19 protein-coding genes are annotated in these 20,543 nt (G+C 64.7%); 12 read left to right on the plus strand and 7 right to left on the minus strand.

The window, feature by feature from the left end; translation table 11 throughout:
- Window positions 1-73 precede the first annotated feature (73 nt).
- The 4 genes from IV454_RS04525 to IV454_RS04540 all read left to right on the plus strand — a co-directional run bounded on the left by IV454_RS04525 (window position 74) and on the right by IV454_RS04540 (window position 5,147).
- Window positions 74-1,291, plus strand: a complete 1,218-nt coding sequence (locus IV454_RS04525; RefSeq protein WP_206090498.1) for a 6-phosphofructokinase — start codon at window positions 74-76, stop codon at window positions 1,289-1,291.
- 135 nt (window positions 1,292-1,426) lie between these two features.
- Complete coding sequence (locus IV454_RS04530) at window positions 1,427-3,847, plus strand: acylase (RefSeq protein ID WP_206090499.1); 2,421 nt, start codon at window positions 1,427-1,429, stop codon at window positions 3,845-3,847.
- Between the two features lie 106 nt (window positions 3,848-3,953).
- The gene (locus IV454_RS04535) at window positions 3,954-4,211 is read left to right on the plus strand and encodes a hypothetical protein (protein ID WP_206090500.1); all 258 of its coding nucleotides are present in this window, start codon (window positions 3,954-3,956) and stop codon (window positions 4,209-4,211) included.
- A gap of 105 nt (window positions 4,212-4,316) precedes the next feature.
- Entirely contained in the window at window positions 4,317-5,147 is an 831-nt protein-coding gene (locus IV454_RS04540) for an alpha/beta hydrolase (RefSeq protein ID WP_206090501.1), read from the plus strand.
- A gap of 48 nt (window positions 5,148-5,195) precedes the next feature.
- On the opposite strand, the gene IV454_RS04545 is transcribed toward IV454_RS04540, so the two are convergent.
- On the minus strand, window positions 5,196-5,720 hold the full coding sequence (locus IV454_RS04545; RefSeq protein ID WP_206090502.1) for a DNA-binding protein: 525 nt from the start codon (window positions 5,718-5,720) through the stop codon (window positions 5,196-5,198).
- 479 nt (window positions 5,721-6,199) lie between these two features.
- Window positions 6,200-7,243 carry a phosphoribosylformylglycinamidine cyclo-ligase gene (gene purM / locus IV454_RS04550; RefSeq protein ID WP_206090503.1) on the minus strand — a complete coding sequence of 348 codons (1,044 nt, stop codon included), beginning with the start codon at window positions 7,241-7,243 and terminating at the stop codon, window positions 6,200-6,202.
- 254 nt (window positions 7,244-7,497) lie between these two features.
- Here purM and hda point away from each other — a divergent pair, with 254 nt between their 5' ends.
- The 6 genes from hda (at window position 7,498) to panB (ending at window position 11,988) form a co-directional block, all read left to right on the plus strand.
- Complete coding sequence (hda, locus tag IV454_RS04555; protein WP_054264847.1) at window positions 7,498-8,181, plus strand: DnaA regulatory inactivator Hda; 684 nt, start codon at window positions 7,498-7,500, stop codon at window positions 8,179-8,181.
- Window positions 8,178-8,852 (plus strand): histidinol-phosphatase, encoded by a 675-nt coding sequence (locus tag IV454_RS04560; RefSeq protein ID WP_206090504.1) that lies wholly within the window; start codon window positions 8,178-8,180, stop codon window positions 8,850-8,852. Before hda ends, IV454_RS04560 begins: the two co-directional genes overlap by 4 nt.
- Window positions 8,845-10,239 carry a polynucleotide adenylyltransferase PcnB gene (pcnB, locus tag IV454_RS04565; RefSeq protein ID WP_206090505.1) on the plus strand — a complete coding sequence of 465 codons (1,395 nt, stop codon included), beginning with the start codon at window positions 8,845-8,847 and terminating at the stop codon, window positions 10,237-10,239. Before IV454_RS04560 ends, pcnB begins: the two co-directional genes overlap by 8 nt.
- The gene (folK, locus tag IV454_RS04570; RefSeq protein WP_206090506.1) at window positions 10,236-10,709 is read left to right on the plus strand and encodes a 2-amino-4-hydroxy-6-hydroxymethyldihydropteridine diphosphokinase; all 474 of its coding nucleotides are present in this window, start codon (window positions 10,236-10,238) and stop codon (window positions 10,707-10,709) included. The genes pcnB and folK overlap by 4 nt, the downstream gene beginning before the upstream one ends.
- 1 nt (window position 10,710) lies before the next feature.
- Complete coding sequence (locus IV454_RS04575; protein WP_206090507.1) at window positions 10,711-11,058, plus strand: DMT family protein; 348 nt, start codon at window positions 10,711-10,713, stop codon at window positions 11,056-11,058.
- A 69-nt stretch (window positions 11,059-11,127) separates the two neighbouring features.
- A complete protein-coding gene (gene panB, locus IV454_RS04580) occupies window positions 11,128-11,988 on the plus strand; it encodes a 3-methyl-2-oxobutanoate hydroxymethyltransferase (RefSeq protein WP_082692267.1) in 861 nt (286 codons plus the stop codon).
- Between the two features lie 134 nt (window positions 11,989-12,122).
- On the opposite strand, the gene IV454_RS04585 is transcribed toward panB, so the two are convergent.
- The gene (locus IV454_RS04585; RefSeq protein WP_206090508.1) at window positions 12,123-13,466 is read right to left on the minus strand and encodes a sigma-54-dependent transcriptional regulator; all 1,344 of its coding nucleotides are present in this window, start codon (window positions 13,464-13,466) and stop codon (window positions 12,123-12,125) included.
- Window positions 13,463-15,328 (minus strand): sensor histidine kinase, encoded by a 1,866-nt coding sequence (locus tag IV454_RS04590; RefSeq protein WP_206090509.1) that lies wholly within the window; start codon window positions 15,326-15,328, stop codon window positions 13,463-13,465. Before IV454_RS04590 ends, IV454_RS04585 begins: the two co-directional genes overlap by 4 nt.
- 195 nt (window positions 15,329-15,523) lie before the next feature.
- Here IV454_RS04590 and IV454_RS04595 point away from each other — a divergent pair, with 195 nt between their 5' ends.
- Together IV454_RS04595 and IV454_RS04600 are read left to right on the plus strand one after the other, a co-directional pair.
- The gene (locus tag IV454_RS04595) at window positions 15,524-16,123 is read left to right on the plus strand and encodes a hypothetical protein (RefSeq protein WP_206090510.1); all 600 of its coding nucleotides are present in this window, start codon (window positions 15,524-15,526) and stop codon (window positions 16,121-16,123) included.
- Between the two features lie 74 nt (window positions 16,124-16,197).
- Complete coding sequence (locus tag IV454_RS04600) at window positions 16,198-16,986, plus strand: fatty acid desaturase (RefSeq protein ID WP_206090511.1); 789 nt, start codon at window positions 16,198-16,200, stop codon at window positions 16,984-16,986.
- Here IV454_RS04600 and IV454_RS04605 read toward each other — a convergent pair.
- From IV454_RS04605 to IV454_RS04615, 3 genes are read right to left on the minus strand one after another with little or no spacing between them, the layout of a single operon-like run.
- The gene (locus tag IV454_RS04605) at window positions 16,970-17,653 is read right to left on the minus strand and encodes an HAD hydrolase-like protein (protein WP_206092943.1); all 684 of its coding nucleotides are present in this window, start codon (window positions 17,651-17,653) and stop codon (window positions 16,970-16,972) included. The genes IV454_RS04600 and IV454_RS04605 overlap by 17 nt on opposite strands.
- A complete protein-coding gene (locus IV454_RS04610; RefSeq protein WP_206090512.1) occupies window positions 17,646-19,145 on the minus strand; it encodes an aldehyde dehydrogenase in 1,500 nt (499 codons plus the stop codon). Before IV454_RS04610 ends, IV454_RS04605 begins: the two co-directional genes overlap by 8 nt.
- A 10-nt stretch (window positions 19,146-19,155) precedes the next feature.
- On the minus strand, window positions 19,156-20,523 hold the full coding sequence (locus IV454_RS04615; RefSeq protein ID WP_206090513.1) for a DUF3138 family protein: 1,368 nt from the start codon (window positions 20,521-20,523) through the stop codon (window positions 19,156-19,158).
- Window positions 20,524-20,543: the final 20 nt, after the last annotated feature.

Here is a 20,543-nt window from a genome sequence, read left to right on the forward strand (position 1 = left end):
GGAAACCGGCAGTCTGCCGCCATGGCGGTAGACTGCCTGCAAGCTGCTTGTTCCACACATCAAGGAGATGCACATGTCGTCAGGAAAAATTCTGGTCGCACAGGGAGGCGGACCCACCGCCGTGATCAACCAGTCGCTGGTCGGCGTGGTGCTCGAAGCGCGCCGCTTTCGCAACGTCACCCGCGTCTACGGCGCCATGCACGGGGTGCGCGGGATTGTCGACGAAGACTTTGTCGACCTGACCCAGGAAACCAGCCACAACCTGGAACTGGTCGGCATGACCCCCTCGTCGGCGCTCGGCTCGACCCGCGACAAGCCCGACCTGGCTTACTGCCACAAGATTTTCGAGGTGCTGCGCGCCCACGAGATCGAGCATTTCTTCTACATCGGCGGCAACGATTCCTCCGACACGGTGCGCATCGTCAGCCTCGAAGCGCAAAAAGCCGGCTATCCGCTGCGCTGCATCCATATTCCCAAAACCATCGATAACGATTTGGTCGGCAACGACCACACCCCCGGCTTTCCCTCGGCCGCGCGGTTTGTCGCCCAAGCCTTTGCCGGCGCCAACCTCGACAACGCGGCCCTGCCCGGCGTGTATGTGGGCGTGGTGATGGGACGCCACGCCGGCTTCCTGACCGCCGCCGCCGCGCTCGGCAAAAAATTCCCGGACGATGGCCCGCACCTGATTTACCTGCCCGAGCGCACCTTTGTCATCGAAAAATTTCTCGCCGACGTCAAGGCCACCTACGAGCGCTACGGGCGCTGCGTGATCGCCGTCTCCGAAGGCATCCATGACGCTTCCGGCGCGGCCATCGCCAGCCTGCTGTCGAGCGAAGTCGAGCGCGATGCGCACGGCAATGTCCAGCTCTCCGGCACCGGCGCGCTGGCCGACCTGCTGTGCGATGAAATCAAGTCCAAGCTCGGCATCAAGCGCGTGCGCGGCGACACCTTCGGCTACCTGCAGCGCTCCTTCATCGGCTGCGTGTCGGACGTGGACCAGCGCGAGGCGCGCGAAGTGGGCGAAAAAGCCGTGCAGTTCGCCATGTGGGGCGAGCGCGACGGTTCGGTATCGATCAAGCGTACCGGCTACTACTCGGTCGACTATGAGCTGGTGCCCCTGGACGAGGTGGCCGGCAAGACGCGCGTGATGGAAGACGTCTTCATCAGCGAGAGCGGTACCGATGTCACCGACGCTTTCCGCCTGTACCTGCGCCCGCTGCTGGGGTCGGGCATGCCGGACGCTTTCCGCCTGCGTCCGGCGCCGGTGGAAAAAATCCTCAACAAGAAATAAGCCGCTCCGGGGCGGCCAGGTACCGTCAGATGCGCCGCCCGGGCGCATCTGCTTGCCCTTCTGACATTTTGATTGTTTTAGCAACGTTAAATCGCAACACTGCGGTCCCGTCAACTTTCACGACACCGGACCGCCATGACACCACGCCTGCCTGTTTCACCCGCTCCGCTGCTGCGCGCCAGCAGCGCCGCCCTGCTGCTCGCGCTATCGGCTTGCAGCAACGACCATCATTCGTCCGACCCGGCCGCGCCCAAGTACGCCGCCGAGATCCGCCGTACCGCCTATGGCATTGCGCACATCAAGGCCGATGACGACGGCGGCCTCGGTTACGGCATCGGCTACGCCTACGCGCAAGACAATATCTGCCTGATGGCCGAGCGCATCCTCACGGCCAATGGCGAACGCGCGAAGTATTTTGGCGCCGAGGCACGCGGCGTGGCCGAGTATTCCGCCCCCAACCTGGCCTCGGACTACTTCTTTCGCCTGATCAACGAACCGGACGCGGTGGCCACCGCCTGGCAGCAAACGCCGGCGCCCATGCGCGCACTGGTCGAAGGCTACGTCGCCGGCTACAACCAATATCTCGACGAACGCGGCAAGGCCGGCTTGCCGGAAGCGTGCAAGAACGCACCCTGGGTGCGCGCCATGAGCAACGGCGACATGATGAAAATCATACGCCTGTATGCCGCCGAAGGCGCGGGCAGCCATTTCATCGACTCGCTGCTTGCCGCCGCCCCGCCGGGCATGGCCGCGGCCGCGGCGCCAGTGTCGCGCCGCGCCGGCCCCAGCGTGGTCGACCCGCAATACTGGAAACAGCAGCACGGCCGCATCGGCAGCAATGGCGTTGCCCTGGGCAAGGACGCCACCGAGAACGGGCAAGGCATGCTGCTGGCCAATCCGCACAATGCGTGGAAGGGCGACTTGCGCTTCTACCAGCTGCACCTGACCATCCCCGGCAAACTCGACGTCATGGGCGCCTCGCTCGGCGGCATGCCGATGGTCAGCATCGGCTTCAACAAGGACGTGGCCTGGACCCACACCAACAATACTTCCAGCCACTTCACCCTGCATCAGTTGCAGCTCGACCCGCGCGATCCGACCCGCTACCTGGTCGATGGCGAGACGCGCAGCATGACGCGCAAGCACATCGATGTCGAGGTGCGCCAGGCCGACGGCAGCCTGGTCACGCGCAGCCACGATTTTTACCAGACTCCGCTGGGCGTGGTGATGCAGATGCCGGGCACCTTGGAGTGGAACCGCAAGGTCGCCTACACCATGCTGGACGCCAACATGGGCAATCACCGCATGCTGGAGCAATGGCGCGCCATGAACAGCGCGCGCAGCCTGGGCGAACTGCGCGAAGGCATCGACCGCATCGTCGGCTTGCCTTGGGTGAACACGGTGGCGGTGGACAAGGATGGCAAAACCTTGCTGATGGACGTGACGGTGGTGCCGAACGTGCCGCTGGCCAAGGAAAAAGCCTGCGTGCCGGAAGAGTTCAAGAGCTTGGCCGCCGGTGGCGTGCTGGTGCTGGACGCCTCGACCAGCGCCTGCAATCCCGCCAACGATCCGGCCGCGCCCCAGAGCGGCATCTTCGCCGGCGCCAGCCTGCCGCGCCTGGAGCGCGACGATTACGTGCAAAACTCGAACGACAGCGCCTGGCTCACCAATCCGGCCGCGCCGCTGACCGGCTTCCCCTCGATCGTCAGCCTCGATACGCAAGAACAAAGCGGCCGCACCCGCGTTGGCATCTCCCAGTTGCAGGCGCGCCTGGCAGGCACGGACGGACTGGCGGGTCGGCGCATGTCGATCCCCCAGCTGCAGGGACTCCTGTTCAGTAACCGCGTCTACTTCGCCACCCAGAACATGGACGACGTGCTGCGCGCCTGCGCCGGCGCACCCCAGGCGATGGCCGCAAGTGGCACCATGGTCGACCTGGCGCAGCCCTGCGCCAGCTTGCGCGCCTGGGACCGCAGCGCCAACCTCGACGCCAATATCGGCTTCGGCTATTTCGCCAACCTGTGGGACCGGATCGCTTACACCGACCTGGCGCGGGCCGTGCCCTTCAACCCGGCCGATCCGGTCAACACGCCGCGCGGCCTGCGCGTGGACGACGCGGCCGGCATGAACGCCCTGCGCACGGCCCTGGCCAACGCGGTGCTGACGACCCAAGCGAACGGCTGGGCGCCCGATGCCACCTGGGGCCAGGTGCAGCAGAGCGAGCGCGGCGGCAAACGCATTCCGATCCACGGTGGCGACGAGCGCTACGGCATCTATAACGCCATTACCAGCCTGCCGCAGGCCGACGGGCGCCGCGAGGTGGTCGAGGGCAGCAGCTACATCCAGACCGTGATGTTCGACCGCAACGGCCCGCAGGCGCAAGCGGTGCTGGCGTACGGCCAGTCGGTCGACCCGGCGTCGCCCCACTATGCCGACCAGACCGAGCTCTATTCGCGTAAAACCTGGCCCACCCTGCCCTTTACCGAAACGCAGATCGCGGCCGATCCGGCATACAAGCGCATCGCCATCAGCCGCAAGGCCGAGGCCGGGCAGTAAGGGACAAACAACACGCATCTTGCTTGGTAAAAATTAAACGTTTTTAAAAAAGCATTTATGAAAGGGCTGTGTTAAGTTATGGTTACTTTCGTTGATTGGAACGATAATGAACAACCTGCTCATGGCCTGTGTGTGTTTTCCCCTGCTGCTGGCCGCCTGCAACGGGCCGCTCGACGTCACCTTGTCCGACAGTGGCGACCCGGTCAAGGGCAAGGCGGTGAAACAAGCCTTGTCGCCGGAAGAGGCCGAGCTGCTCGTTTCCTACGTGGCGCAGCACACGATGGCGCAGGACATCGATTACAAGATGACCGTCAAACAAGCCATCGCGGCGCGCCGCAAGGAACTCGCCGGAAACCAAAAGTAAGCGGCCGCCCGCTGCCGCCCTGGATCGACATCGCCGATCATGCCCGGTCGCGCCGTGTGCGCGCCACCGGCGCGCCCCTGTTCACCTCCCTCACCGAGAAACCCCATGCGTTTTCTGGCTTTATTACTCGCAGCCGGCCTGGCCGGCTGCGGCACCATGCAGATCGAAGAGAAAAGTTTCATTCATCCCGACGGCAAGGATGCGCCCGTGCTGGCGCGCGTCGATGCCGCCGCGCTGCTGCCCGCCTACACGGTGACCGAGGAGACGCTGCTCACGCCCGACGGCGCCACCCTGCGCGGCCTGCGCCTGACCCGCCCGGACGCGGCCACCACCTTGCTTTACTTCGGCGGCAACGCCTTCCACATCGATCAGCATGCGCGGGAAGTGCTGCCGCTGCTGGCCGCCTGCGGCAGCAACGTGGCCGTGTTCGACTACCGCGGCTACGGCCGCAGCAGCGGCGTGCCGACCGTGGCAAACATGCAGGCCGACGCGCTGCGCATGTTCGACCATGTCAATGCCATCCATCCGGGCCAGGTGGCCGTGCACGGCCAGTCGCTGGGCAGCTTCATGGCGGCCTACGTGGCGAGCCAGCGGCCGGTAGCCAGGGGCATGGTGCTCGAAGCGACCGCCACCACCGTGCAGGAATGGACCGACGCCAACGTGCCCTGGTACCTGACACTGTTTTTGAAGGTGGAGGTGGCCGACACCTTGCGCGGCGTGGACAACCAAGCGGTCGTGGGCGCCTGGCATGGTCCCAGCCTGGTGCTGTCGGGCGAGAAGGACGAACTGATCCCGCTGGCGATGTCGCGCAAGGTGTACGACGCAATCCCCGGCGAAAACAAGCAGTGGCATGTGGCCAGGGGCGCGAGCCACAATGGCATCCTGGGCAATCCGGATGTGAGCCCGGTCCTGTGCGGCTTTGTGCGCAAGCTGTAGGGGGACGCTGTCGGCAATGGCGCCGCCCGTGCGCTCGCCCGTCAGGAATCAGGCCAGCAATGCCTGCACTTGACGGAATAACTCAGGCTCGATATGGCGAGCCTGTATGGCGAAATTGAGTTGCTTGGCGATCGACGCCACCTCCAAGGTGCCCGGCTCGATCGGGTAAGTCCCGCGCGGCATCATCCAACGAAGAACCTCATCGAGGTGCCACAAGGTCGTACTTCCAGCATGCACCGGCACGGGAAACGTGGCGGCGTTGTTGTACGCCAGTTTATGCATGTTTTGGCGACTGACTTCAGCAAACCCGGCAATGTCGGTCAGCCCCACGAGGTCAGGTCCCACGCCGATGAGCCGTGCCGTGGGGATAGCGCGCTTGACGTCGGCAAGCGCGCTAGTCATCGCGGCCAATGCACTACCAGCCTCGCGGCAAAATTCCAGTGCAATACGTCCCGGCCGCCCGATACCGACCAGTGCATCGGTGCAATCCTCTTTTTCCAGGCGACCGACAATGTCATCCTGATTGTCGTCATCGCCGGACAATCGATACCTGAACTCAAAGATGAAATCCATTACATCTCCTCCGGCGTGCTTTCGTCATGGCGCTGCTTGGTGGGCGGCGCAATGATCGATCACCCGCCTCAAAAACCGGGCATGGTTCCCGCTACTCTTGGGCGTGCTCCACACCGGCGACCTGCAGTATTCCCCGCCTCGACATTTCTTATCGTTGTAGGGACAAAACATATGTCCCCAAGCATGGCTGGCACCGACTTGAATGCGCCAGCCATTTGCTTCAGCGTGTTTCAGGGCTTGCTCAATCTCTTTTTTGGGTGGGATGTGCGCGCCATCTGTCTCTCCGATTGTCGTCACCAACAATCCGGTTGTCAAGCGACAACCGGCATTGGATTCGCCGCGAACGCCCGCCATTTGGCGCACCTCAGTTCCAAGCCTGCGATGGTGGCATCGGGCATGGGCGATTCGACATGAGAAAGATCAAAAAAAACGGACGGGACCCGAAGGTGCCGCCCGTTTTTTGATTGACCGCAAGCAGCTCAGCTGACGATCGTCTGGTGCTCGTCACCCTCGCGTGCGCGGATGACGCCGATGCGCGACACCTTCTCGCCAGCTGCCTGCAACTGGGCAAACGCCGCATCCGCATTTTCTTTCGACACGATCACGATCATGCCGATGCCGCAGTTGAACACGCGGTGCATTTCAGCGTCGGCCACGCCGCCGTGCTGCTGCAGCCACTGGAACAGCGGCGGCATGGTCCATGCCTTCGAGTCGAGCACCGCCGTCAGCCCCGGCTGCAGCACGCGCGGCACGTTTTCAACCAGCCCGCCGCCGGTGATATGCACCATGCCTTTGACTTCCATCGATTCCATCAGCGCCAGCAGCGGCTTGACGTAAATACGGGTCGGCTCCATCAGCACGTCGGCCAGCGGACGGCCGTGGAAGTCCGCGTTCAGGTCCGGCTTGGCCACCTCGATGATCTTGCGCACCAGGGAGTAACCGTTCGAGTGCACACCGGACGATGCCAGGCCCAGCACCACGTCGCCCGGGGTGATCTTGGTGCCGTCGATGATCTTCGATTTTTCCACCGCGCCGACCGCGAAACCGGCCAGGTCGTACTCGCCGGCCGGATACATGCTCGGCATTTCCGCCGTTTCGCCGCCGATCAGGGCGCAACCGGCCTGCTCGCAGCCCTGGGCGATGCCCTTGACGACGGCGGTCGCGGTCGGCACGTCGAGCTTGCCGCAAGCGAAATAATCGAGGAAGAACAGCGGCTCGGCGCCCTGCACCAGGATATCGTTGACGCTCATGGCGACCAGGTCGATGCCGACCGTGTCATGGCGGTTCAGTTCGAACGCGAGCCTGAGCTTGGTGCCCACGCCGTCGGTGCCGGACACCAGCACCGGCTCCTTGAACTTCTTGCTGATCTCGAACAGCGCGCCGAAACCGCCGATGCCGCCCATGACGCCTTCGCGCATGGTTTTCTTGGCAAACGGCTTGATCGCTTCGACCAGGGCGTCTCCGGCATCGATATCGACACCGGCGTCGCGGTAGGAGAGGGAAACATTAGAAAGTTGGCTCATGGTGTATTTGGCAGCGGAGGCGGTAAAATAGAAGGCGGCGAACCGATTCGAGCCGCGGGCGGCCAAAACCGGTCAATCCGCTATTTTATCAAAATGCCCCGTCCTGAGCCGATTTAACCCACATTACAACAATAAGATGCTATTTTCCTCCGCCACGGCACAGGGCCGGCAAGCGCCGCCGCCATCACCATCACCACGATCCGCGTGGCAGCTTCTATAATGCGTGATGAATACGACGGCGCAAGAATGAACTCATGAAACAGCTGGTACTCGATTTGGGCGCAGAGCAGGCGCACAGCCTCGATACCTTCGAGGTAGGGCAAAATGCCGAACTGGCGCATCTGATGCACCAGTTCGCGGAGCGTCGTTCGCGCGAACATTTCGCCTACCTGTGGGGCGAAACCGGCGCCGGCAAGACCCACCTGCTGCAAGCGTTGGCCGCCACGCCGTGCTCGCGCTACATCGCCTGCGACGCCCCCGAGTCCGAATTCACCTACGCGCCCGAGACCACCCTGTACCTGCTCGACGACTGCGAGAAGCTCTCGCCGCAAGCCCAGATCGACGCTTTCGCCCTGTTCAACCAGATCCGCGAACACGGCGCCTACATGGTCAGCACCGGGCCGGTGCCGCCGGTGGTGCTGCCGGTGCGCGAAGACCTGCGCACGCGCATGGGATGGGGACTGATCTACCAGATCCACGGCCTGGCCGACGAACAGAAGATTGCCGCCCTCACGCATGCCGCCGAAGCGCGCGGTTTGACCTTGTCGGCCAGCGTGTTACCCTATCTGCTGTCCCATTTCAAGCGCGACATGCGCTCCCTGTCGACGATGCTAGACGCACTCGATCAGTATTCCCTCGAAACCCAGCGGCCGGTGACCCTGCCGTTGCTGCGCGATTTACTATTACAAGCCAACCCGCAAGCGGACACCAAAGAATGAAGAACCTGGCGCTGTTTGACCTGGACCATACCCTGCTGCCGATCGATTCGGACCACGAATGGGGCGAATTTTTAGTCCGCACCGGCGCCGTCGATTCCGTCGAATTCAAGCGCCGCAACGATGAATTTTATGCCCAGTACCAGGCCGGCACGCTCGACCCGGTCGAGTACCTCGAATTCGCGCTCGGCACCCTGGCGCGCTTTCCGCGCAAGGAACTCGACGCCATGCACGCGCAATTCATGGCCGAAGTGATCGAGCCGGCCATCCTGCCGCGCGCGCGTGAGCTGCTGCGCCAGCACATCGATGCCGGCGACCTGGTGGCCATCATCACCGCCACCAACCGCTACGTCACCGCGCCGATCGCCAGGGCGCTGGGGGTGGAGCACCTGATCGCCGCGGTCCCCGAAGAAGACGCCAACGGCAACCTGACCGGCAAGCTGGTGGGCGTGCCGACATCGGGCGCCGGCAAGGTCACCCACACCCACGCCTGGCTGGCGCAGTTCGGCACGCCGCTGGACGGCTTCGGGCGCAGCCATTTCTACAGCGATTCGCACAACGATATCCCGCTTCTGTCCGTCGTCACCCACCCCGTCGCGACCAACCCGAACGCCGCGCTGGCGACCCATGCCACACGCCTTGGCTGGCCTTTACTCCATCTATTCAATGATTAAAAAATTCATCCGCAAAATGCTCGGCGTCAAAGAGAAGCAGCCAGTGCGCGACCTGACCGAACCCATCGTCCTGGGACCGGCGGAACACGGAATCGATCCCAAGCTGCTGTCGTCGAACGCGATCCGCGTGACCCAGACATTGCAGGAGGCGGGCTTCAAGGCGTTCGTGGTGGGCGGCGCCGTGCGCGACCTGCTGCTGTCGGTCAAGCCGAAGGACTTCGACATCGCCACCGACGCCACGCCAGAACAGGTCAAGCGCCTGTTCCGGCGTGCCTTCATCATCGGCAAGCGCTTCCAGATCGTGCACGTGATGTTCGGCTCCGACCTGCTGGAGGTCACCACCTTCCGCGGCGCCGGCGAGTCCAACGCTCCCAAGGATGAACACGGACGGGTCCTGCGCGACAATAATTTCGGTCCCCAGCACGAAGACGCCATGCGGCGCGACTTCACCATCAACGCCATGTACTACGACCCGGCCACGCAAGTGGTGCTGGACTACCATGGCGGCATCGCCGACATCCGCGACAAGACCCTGCGTATCATCGGCCAGCCGGAAGCGCGCTACCGCGAAGACCCGGTGCGCCTGTTGCGCGTGGTGCGCTTCGCCGCGCGCCTCGGTTTTACCATCGAGCCGCACACGCGCGAACCGATTCCCGTCATGGCGCCCTTGATCAACAACGTGCCGGCCGCGCGCGTGTTCGACGAAATGCTCAAGCTGCTCATGAGCGGCCACGCGCTGGCCTGCCTGCAGCAGCTGCGCAAGGAAGGCCTGCATCACGGCCTGCTGCCGCTGCTCGACGTGGTGCTGGAGCAGCCGATCGGCATGAAGTTCGTCACCCTGGCGCTCGAATCGACCGACAACCGCATCAAGGCTGGCAAGGGCGTCTCGCCGGGCTTCCTGTTTGCGTCGCTGCTGTGGCACCAGGTGGTGGAAAAATGGACCGCCTACCGCGCGGCGGGCGAGTCGCCGATTCCGGCGCTGCACTTGGCGGCCGACGACGTGCTCGATTCGCAGACCGAAAAACTGGCCCTGCAGCGCAAGATCGGCTCGGACATGCGCGATATCTGGTCGATGCAGCCGCGCTTCGAGCGGCGCAACGGCAAGGCCCCGTACAAGCTGCTGGAACACCCGCGCTTCCGCGCCGGCTACGACTTCCTGCTGCTGCGCTGCGAGTCGGGCGAGATCGAGATGGAGATCGGCGAATGGTGGACCGCTTTCTATGAAGGCGACGCCGTCGAACGCGAAACCCTGCTCACCACCGCCGGCGCCGCACCAAGCGGCGCCAAGCGCAAGCGCCCGCCGCGCCGCGCGCCGCGCAACCGTGCCGGTGGCGAAGGCGGCGACACCACCACCAGCACCACCGGCAGCACCAGCGGCGACGAATGATCGCCTACGTCGGCATCGGCGCCAACCTGGGTGAGGCGCGCGCCAACGTGGCCGACGCCCTGGCGCGCCTGGCCACGCTGGACGGCAGCCGCCTGCTGGCGCAATCGTCGGCCTACCGCAGCGCGCCCATCGACTCCTCGGGCGACGACTACATCAACGCCGTCGCATGCATCGACACCACGATGAGCGCGCCGGACTTGCTGGTGGCGCTGCAGGCAATCGAACTGGCGCACGGACGCGAACGGCCCTACCGCAACGCCCCGCGCACGCTCGACCTCGACATCCTGCTGTACAACGATGAACGGATCGACTCGGCCAGCCTGCAGGTACCGCATCCGCGCATGCTTGAACGCGCGTTCGTGCTGGTGCCGCTGCTGGAAATCGCACCGGACATCGGCGTGCCGGGACATGGGCCGGCGCGCCAATTCCTTTCCGCCGTCGGCGGCCAGATTATCGAACGACTGAACTGACATGCACATTCCCGTCATCGTCCAGACCACTGGACTGCTGATCCTGTCGAACGTCTTCATGACGATTGCCTGGTACGGCCACCTCAAGAACATGTCGAGCAAGGCCTGGTGGTACGCCGCCCTGGTCAGCTGGGGCATCGCGCTGTTCGAGTACCTGCTGCAGGTGCCGGCCAACCGCATCGGGAACACGCAGTACAGCCTGGCGCAGCTCAAGATTTTGCAGGAAGCGATCACCCTGACGGTGTTCGTGCCGTTCGCGATGTTCTACATGGGCCAGCCCTTCAAGCTCGACTACGTCTGGGCCGGGCTGTGCCTGGTGGGCGCGGTCTACTTCATCTTCCGCAGCTGACCGGGCACGTTCCGGCGGTTCGCATTACACTATGCGCCGTTGCGACCATTTTGATATCAAAGGACTATTATGAGCGGTTATCTGCAGGGTAAGGATATGGCGGGCGGCGATACGCCAGCGCCGGTCAAACCGGTGGTGACGAAGGCGGTAACGATTCCTTCGCTGAACGCGATGCGTGCTTCGGGCGCCAAGATCACGATGCTGACCTGCTACGACGCCAGCTTTGCGACCTTGATGGACCGCTGCGGCGTGGAAGTGCTGCTGATCGGCGATTCGCTGGGCATGGTCTGCAATGGGCATCAATCGACCTTGCCGGTCACGGTGGCCGAGATCGCGTATCACACCGCCGCTGTGGCGCGCGGCAACAAGAGCGCGATGGTGCTGGCCGATATGCCTTTCGGCAGCTACGGCACGCCGGAAGCGGCGTTCAACAACGCGGTGCAGCTGATGCAGGCTGGCGCGCACATGGTCAAGATCGAGGGCGGCGCCTGGCTGGCCGAGACGATCCGCTTCCTGACCGAGCGCGCGGTGCCGGTGTGCGCGCACCTGGGGCTCACGCCGCAGTCGGTGCACCAGCTGGGTGGCTACAAGGTACAGGGAAAAACCATCGAAAGCGCGGCGCAGCTCAAGGCCGATTCGCTGGCCTTGGAAGCTGCCGGTGCGGCGATCGTGCTGTTCGAGGCGATTCCCAGCGCCCTGGGCAAGGAGTTGACCGAGGCGTTGAAGGTGCCGACCATCGGCATCGGCGCGGGGCCGGATTGTTCGGGCCAGGTGCTGGTGATGCACGACATCCTGGGCGTTTTCCCGGGGCGCAAAGCGCGCTTCGTGAAGAACTTCATGGAAGGGCAGACCAGCATCGATGCCGCCGTGAGCGCGTATGTGAACGCAGTCAAGGATGGCAGTTTTCCGGCGCTGGAGCACTGCTTCTAAGCCGTACGCGATCGCAGGATTGCCCCACTAGCCAGGAGACCGTCATTCCCGCGCAGGCGGGAATCCAAGTTGCCAGCGCAGTCGATAACTGAGTAACGCACTTGGGTTCCCGCCTGCGCGGGAACGACGTGTAGCTAGCGCAATCCATACCGCTTCATCTTGTTCAACAGCCCCACCCGCGAAATCCCCAACTGCCTGGCCGCATGCGTGTGATTGTGCGCCGTCTCGTCAAGCGCGGCGACGATCAGGCGCTTTTCCAGCGCTGCCACCTGCGCATCGAGCAAGCCATCCCCCTCCACCGCCATCTGCACGCCCGTTTCGCCGCAGGCCAGCGCCAGGTCATCCACCGTAATCACATCGGCACTCCCCGCCAGCGCCGCCGCCGTCGATACCGAATGCTGCAGCTCGCGCACATTGCCCGGCCAACCCCTCGACACCACCCATTCCAGCGCAGCGGGCGCCAGCCGCTTGGGCGGCACCAGCCTGGCCGCCACCGCCTGCACGATCAGCGCCACATCCTCGGCCCGCTCGGCCAGCGCCGTGGTCCTGACCTGGATGCCTTTCAAGCGATAAAACAGATCGTCGCGAAACGATTTTTCCTCGACCATCGCCGCCAGGTCGCGGTTGGTGGCCGCCACCACGCGCACATCGACCAAGGTTTCGCTGCGCGCGCCCACCGCGAAAAAACTCCCGGCCTGCAAAAAGCGCAGCAACTTGACCTGCATCGGCAGCGGCATGTCGCCGATCTCGTCGAGGAACAAGGTGCCGCCGTTGGCCGCCGCGATCAAGCCGATGCGGTCGCGGTCCGCTCCCGTGAAGCTGCCCTTGCAGTGCCCGAACAATTCGCTCTCGAACAGCTCCGCCGGAATCGCACCGCAGTGCACCGCCACGAACGGCTTGGCGCTGCGCTTGCCGTTGGCGTGCAGCGCGCGCGCGACCAGCTCCTTGCCGGTGCCGCTCGGCCCCGTGATCATCACCGGCACCTCGGTCGGGCCGATGCGCCGGATCAGCGCGCGCAGGTCGCGCAGGTCGTTACTGATGCCGATCAGGCCCATGGTGGCGTCGCTTGGTGCGGCGCGCGCGCGCCACTCGGCCAGCTCGCGTTCCAGCCGGCGCTTGGTGAGCGCGCGCTCGACCACCACGCGCAGCAGGTCCGGGTCGAGCGGCTTGGGTAAAAAGTCCCAGGCGCCGGCGGCCATCGCGCGCAGGGCCAGTTCGCGGTCGGCGTGGCCGGTCATCACCACCACCGGCGCCGAGGCGAGACCCGGCAGCAGCGCCAGCCCTTCATCGGGGCGGAACGAGGGCGGCAGCGCCAGGTCGAGCAGCACCAGGTCGAAGGTATGCTCGGCGCACAAGGCCAGTACCTGTTCGCTTGACGCCGCGACCTTGACGTCGTAGCCAAGGCTGGCCAGCCAGTTGCCGCACAGGCGCTGGAAGGCGGGTTCGTCGTCGACGAGAAGAATGCGTTCGGTAGTCATGGCGAGCCTGGTAAAAGAAGTTCGAAGCAGCAGTTCCAGCCGGCCCGTTCGCCCAGCCTGACCGTGCCGCCGTGGGCCTCGACCAGGCGCCTGACGATCGCCAAGCCAAGTCCGGTGCCGCCCGGACGGCGCGTGGTAAAGGGCTGGAACAGGTCGGCGGCCAGATCGGCGGGCACGCCCGGGCCGTTGTCGCATACGCGCAGCAGCACCGGGCCGTCGTCCTGCGCCTGGGCGTCGACCAGGATGCGCGGGTCGCCGCGGCCGCGCAGCATGGCCATGGCGTTGCCGATCAGGTTGCCGAGGATTTGTTCGCCGCGCATCGGGTCGATGTGCAGGCACAGGGCCGCGTCGACATCGAGTTCGATGGCTTGCGAGGGATGGCCCGCGGCCACCCGCTGCACCAGTTCGGCCACGTTCACGCGCTGCGGGTTCAGGCGCACTTCGCCCGAGTAACTGAGCAAGTCCTGAATCAGGTGATCGGCACGCTCGATCTGGGCGCGAATTTCGGCGCGCGTTTCGGGCGGCGACATCACCGCCGCCATGCTGATGATGTTGAGCGGGTTGCGCAGTTCGTGCGCCACGGTCGCCGCCAGTCCGCCCAGTTCCAGCAGGTGGGCCTGTTGCAGGCGCTCCTTTTCGTGCTCCGCATGGCGCAGCAGCTGGTCCAGCCGCGCCGCAGCAGCGGCCAGCAGGGCGCCGAATACCTCGCCCACGCGGGTCACGCCGGGCGTCGCGCCTTCCCACTCCATCAGCTCACTGCGCCAGTGCGGCGCCTCGCCATCCTTGCCGGCGGCGAGATAGCAATGCACACCAGGCTTGCCCGCGCTATCGCCAGTCGGCCTGGCGTCGCCCAGCACCACCCGCATCGGCTGGCGCAGGTGCGCGCCCAGGGTGGAGGCGGCGATCCGTTCCAGCTCCTGCCAACTGCTGGCGGTATCGAGCCGCAGGCGCCAGTCGGCCAGCACACCCGCTTCCAGATGCGCACCGGGGAACACCAGGCGTTCGATGGCGCGGCGCGACGGGCCTTCCAGCACCAGCATCACGCCCAGCATGGCGGTGCCGAGCAACCAGAGCTGCCAGAGCGGCATGGCGGCCAGCGGCGCGAAGCCGGTGCGCGCGGCCACGCTGAGCAGCAGGCTGGCCAGGGCCACCGTGATGGCGGTGAGCACCAGCCAGGCCAGCAGACGGTTGGCCCACAGGTTCACCACCATCAGGTCGTAGCGCAGGATGCCGAACACCAGCAGCAGCGCGTAGCCGGGCAGCAGGATCACGCTGTAAGGGAAGATGTCGATCCCGAGCGAGGCGTTGAGGAACATCAGCGACGCCCCCGATCCCCACACGCCGGCAAACCAGATCGCCATGATCTTGCCGCGCTGTTTGGGCGCTGCTGCCGGCCACGCGGCGAGCAGCAGCAGATAGGCCCAGACGCTGATCGAGCTGACGACGATGCCGGGTATCCAGCCCCACACCGGGAAAAAGTAGTAGCGCCGGAAGCCCAGCCAAGGCGCCAGGGTGCCCATGTCGAGCACCTGGATCAGCACGAGGGTCACGATGCCGATCAGGTAAATGCCGAGCAGCTGGCGCGGGCGCTCGCGCTGCAGGAAGCGGAACACGAAGTGCAGGAAGAACACCGCGTTGATCGGGCCGCAGTTGACCAGCCGTTTGCCCAGCGCCGCCACGCTGTCGCCGCCCAGGTGCATGCCCAGCTGCCCCAGTGCCCAGCAGCCGATGCCGACGCAAAACAGCGCCAGCGGCTTGATGCCGCTCTGGTGCGGCGCCTTGGCCCACAGCCACGCCGCCAGTCCCAGGCTGATGCAGCTCTGGAACGCCAGGGAGAAATAGTAAACGCGGTAGATGTCCATGCGGGCCAGGGTGTAAGGCAGCTTGATAGTTGCAACGGGCTAACTATATAGCAAGTTGACAGCCAGTGCGTGGGCGCCATAGTTTTTCTGTTTAAAAACAGCAGCTTAGGATTGCAGTGAGGGTGGCATGCGGCTTGCGTATTGATGAGTAGGACGGCGCTAGCCGGAACGACTCAGCAAAGGCATCGAAATATCATGAAAACACGGCATTTCCCCGGCATCGACGCACTGGTGCCACCCAAAATCGTCTGGATGCAGGTCAACCGCGTGCTGGCGTGGGCCTTGATCGTCTCGCCGCTGGCTCAGTGGGCGCTCGGAACGGCGTTCATGCGCGGGCTGGCACTCGACCTGGCGATGTTGCTGGCGCATGCGGCGATGTCGCTGGTCTTGTTCGGCGCGCCCAAGGTACCGGCACGCCGCTTCAGCGTGGCGATGCATGTCTTCGGCCGGCAGCCGGCAGACCTGAGCCCGCGCAACCGGTTTCTGTTGAGCGGGTACAGGGTCGGATTGACGCTGCTGCTTTTGGCGCTGGTGCTGACGCTGATCGCTGTGCTGCGCCTCATCCCCTTTTCTAACTACCTCGCCTATGTGGGTGTGCTCTGGATAGTCGCCGTTCCATCGTCCGTGCTCGTCCTCTGGCCGCTCCTGCGCATGCCAATGACGCTGTCCCAGCACCTCGATCCCTCCATCGTCCAGGCGTTACGGCGCTGGGGCATGCGCACGAATGCGGGCAGCGCGGCTGTCTGGATCGTCATCTTCTTTTTCCTGTTCTCCTACATTAACCTGATCAGGTAGTCGCCATCATGTTTGCCTTCGCCGCAGCACCACATCACGTCGTTTTCCCGTCACTGACAAGGCGCAATGCCGGCATGCCGCAACTGGGCACCCTCGACGGCGACCTGCTGACGGTCGCCGCGTGGCAGCGCATCGCTCTCGCCGCCCTGCCCGTGCTGACGCTGGCTGCCTTCGCCGCGCTCCATGCGCACGGTGCTTATCTGGCGCTGCCGCTGGTAATGCTGATGCACTTCGTGGTCACGGTCGCTTATCTGCACGACGTGGCGCACGGCTCCGCAGGCCTCGATGCGCGCGCCACGCACTGGGCGCTGTTCATCGTCAGCGTGCTGGTGCTGCAAAGCGGGCATTCATTCCGCTACACGCACCTGCACCACCATGCCCACTGCCTGGAAGATGACGATCTGGAAGGCGCACCCGCGCGCGGCGGCCTGCTCGGCGCGCTGCTGTGCGGCCCGCTGTACCTGCCCCGCCTGTGGCGCGAATCATTCCGCAAGATCCGCCCGGCACGCGACCGGCGCTGGATGGTTTCTGAACTGGCCACCTCGCTGGCGCTGGCGCTGCTGGCCCTGTGGCTGACACGCTGGAGCAGCGGGCCGCTGGTCTATGTCGGCATGGCCTGGATCGGCGGCTGGTTCTATCCGCTGGCGACGGCGTATCTGCCGCACTACAAACCGGGCAGCAAGCCGCTCGAACAGGCCCGTACCATGCGCGGCGCCATCGTGCCGGCACTATTCTTGAACCTGACCTATCACCTTGAGCATCACCTGTATCCACAAGTGCCGACCATGAACCTGCGGCGCCTGTCGCGCCGGCTCGATCCGCACTTCGCGGCGCGCGGACTGCGGCCTACCCAGGTGTATTGAGCGTCGCACCCGCGGCTGAACATATCGCCAGCATCGCCGATACCGATTCAAACTCTTCGACCGGGCCATGCGCGCGCAATGTCTCAGCCGGCGCATACCCCCATGCCACCGCGCCAAATGCCACGCCGGCCTTAGCGGAGGCCTCGGCATCGGTACCCTGGTCGCCCACATACAGCGCCTCGCCCGCGCCAACCTGGCTTTGCCTGACCACTTTGCGAATGCGCGAAGCCTTGCCGAACACCGACATGCCGCACTCGAAGTGGCTGAACAGGCTACTCAGCCCAGGCCCCAGCACGCGGTGCACGTTCTGCTCCGAGTTGGACGACACCACCGCCAGCGCCACGCCAGCATCGGCCAGTGCCAGCAAGGCGTCGGCGATGCCGCCGAACAGGGCGATGCTGGCCGCGTTCTCGCTCATCAAGCCGATGAAGCTTTTCGCGACCACCGGCATTTTCCAGGCAGGCATGCCGATGTGGCGCATGATGTCGCGCGTGCCCATGCTGCGCATCAGCGCCACCTGGTCGCCCTCGATGCGCTTGAGGCCATGCTTGTCCGCCAGGCCGTTATACACGCTCTGGAAGAAAGGGAACGAGTCGGCCAGGGTGCCGTCGAAGTCGAAAATGACCAGACGGTACTTCAGGCGCGGGGGCGCTATGCGGTCATCCAATTTGAATCCATGTGGTCTTGAGTTCCGTGTACTTGTCCAGGGCGTGCAGCGATTTATCGCGACCGTTGCCCGACTGCCTGACGCCGCCGAACGGCACCGTGATGTCGTCGCCATCGTACTGGTTCACATGCACAGTGCCCGCGCGCAGGGCACGCGCAGTCTTGATCGCTTTGCTCAAGTCGGCCGTCCACACGGCTGCCTGCAAGCCGTACTGGGTCGAATTGGCCTGGCGCACGGCATCGTCGATGTCGGTGAAACTGAGCACCGACAGCACCGGCCCGAAAATCTCTTCGCGCGCGATGCTCATCGTACCGTCCACCTGGTCGAACAGGGTCGGCGCCACGTAAAAGCCTCCGCTGTCGGTGCGCGCGGCGTCGCCGCCGGCCAGCAGTTTGGCGCCAGCCTGCTTGCCCTGCTCGATGTAGCCCATCACGGTTTTCATCTGGGCCGCGTCGACGATGGCGCCCATGATGGTGGCTTCGTCGAGCGGGTCGCCCGGCGCGAAATCGGGCACCAGCGCCAGCGCTTTTTCAAGGAATGCATCCTTGATCGAGGCTTCGACGAACAGGCGCGAAGGCGCGTTACAGCTCTCGCCCTGGTTGAAGTAGATCGAACCGATGGCCGCGCTCACCGCCGCATCGAGGTCCGGGCAGTCGGCGCAGACGATGTTGGCCGACTTGCCGCCCAATTCGGTCCAGGCGCGCTTGAGGTTAGATTGCCCGGCCATCTGCAAAATCTGCTTGCCGACCTTGGTGGAGCCGGTAAAGCCGATGCAATCGACATCCATGTGCAGCGCCAGCGCCGCCCCGGCTTCATGGCCGTAGCCGGGAACGACGTTGAACACACCCGCCGGCAGCCCGGCTTCGAGCGCGATGTCGGCCAGGCGCAGGGCCGTGAGGGGCGACTTTTCGGACGGTTTGAGGATCACGCTGTTGCCGGCGGCGAGTGCCGGGGCGATCTTCCAGGAGGCCATGATCATCGGGTAGTTCCACGGCACGATGGCCGCCACCACGCCGGCCGGCTCGCGCGTGATCAGGGCCAGGCTGTTGTCGCCCGTGGGCGCGATTTCGTCGTAGACCTTGTCGATCGCCTCGCCGTACCAGCGGATGCAGTTGGCCGCCGCCGGCACATCCACGCTCTGGCTGTACCTGATCGGTTTGCCCATGTCGAGCGTCTCCAGCAAGGCCAGTTCGTCGGCATGCGCCAGGATCAGGTCCGCGAACCTGATCATGACGCGCTTCCTCGCCGCCGGCGCCTGGCCGGCCCAGCGCCGGTCCTCGAACGCCGCGCGCGCCGCCGCCACGGCCGCGTCGATATCCAGGCCGTCGCAGCGCGCGACAAGGCCCAGCTGGCGGCCGTCGATCGGCGAGAGATTGTCGAAGCGCTGTTCCGACCTGGCCCAGACGCGCTCCCCGCCGATGACTGCGCGTCCGTCGATGCCAAGGGCTGCCGCCCGTTCGTGCCATTGCTTGTTCGCTTGCGTCGTTGCCATCCTGTGCTCCCTAAAAGCTCACTACTGTCGATACGCCGATAACATGATTGTCGCGGCGGTACTGTCCGTCGAATGTCCTGAACACCCTGGCCGTGGCGTAGTCGTAACGGTATTCGCCCTTCACGCTCACGCCCGGCACAAGCAGGTACTGCGTGCCCACCGAGAGCGTGCCGCGATTGGCGCCGCGGGTGGGGTCGATGACAAGCCATTGCCCGCCGCGCAAGACCATGCCGGAACCGAAGCCGTTGCGCCCGTCGGGGCAGTTCGCGGCCAGACCGGCGAGGTCCTTGCAGCCGGGCGCCAGGGTCGCCCCGAACACGCCGCCCCCGCCGCTGCCGTTGAAGATGTAGTCGAGGCGGGCGATGGCTTCGAGGCGCGGCATGATCTTGTACGACACCAGCGATGACAGGCCGTACCAGCGCTGGCTTGCCCCGTCGTAGCGATTCGCGGCGGTGGCCTGCTGGCGCCCATAGCTTAACTGACCCTGGAGATTCCAGTCGCCACGCGTGTAAAAGCCATCGACCTCCATCAAGCCCACCCGACCCACGCCAGCGTCGTCGAAGCCCGCATGGGTGCCGGACAGGCCGAAGCCGGAAAATTCGCCCTTGGCGTAGTCGATCCGATAGAACACGCCGGGTGTTCTTTCACCCCCAGCGTCGATGCGGGCGCTGTTCATATTGCCGATCATGATTTTGCTGTCCCATTTGCCGCGCACGAGCTGCAGGCCGGCGCCGGTGTAGAAGTTGGCCGCCGAAAAATCAAACAGCAGGTTGTGGGTGAGGAGCTTGTTCTGGGTCGACGGGATGTATTCATAGCCGCTCCAGTCGGGAATTTGGCCGAGCAACAGGCGGGTCGACTGCTCGCCGAGCGGAATCGAGGCCGACGCCTCGTGCACCAGATTGCCGAAGTTGTAGCCGGATGCCGTGCTCTTGCTGGGCATGAGCGAGATTCTCAATCTGGTGCCGCCTTCAAGCTCCTTGTCGAGATTGAGCATGGCACTGCCGAAGTAGGTATTGTCGTAGCCGAAGCTCTCGCCGGAACCGTTGACCGAGCTGTTGTTGTTCAAGAAGACGAAGCTGGAAGTGCCCGCGTTGCGGTTGCGCAGATAGGTCGGATCGATGTAGCCGGAGATCTTCAAGCCTTTCAGGCCGCTGGTCTCCATCGCATCGTCGATGGCGTCGCTCTTGACGCGCAGGCGCGCCAGTTCGGCGCCGTTGTCCGGCTTGGGCTGTTCGGCCTTCTCGATCATCGCTTCGAGCTTTTGCACATGCGCCTTGAGGGCGCCCAGTTCGGCCTTGAGTTCCTCGGTAGTCTGGGCTTGCGCGATAACGGGACAAGCTGCGGCGAAGGCGATGACGGCGTTGCGGTACTCGTTCATGGTTCACTCCTCGGGCCAAC

The organism is Massilia antarctica, assembly GCF_015689335.1.
Lineage (GTDB): Bacteria > Pseudomonadota > Gammaproteobacteria > Burkholderiales > Burkholderiaceae_D > Telluria_A > Telluria_A antarctica.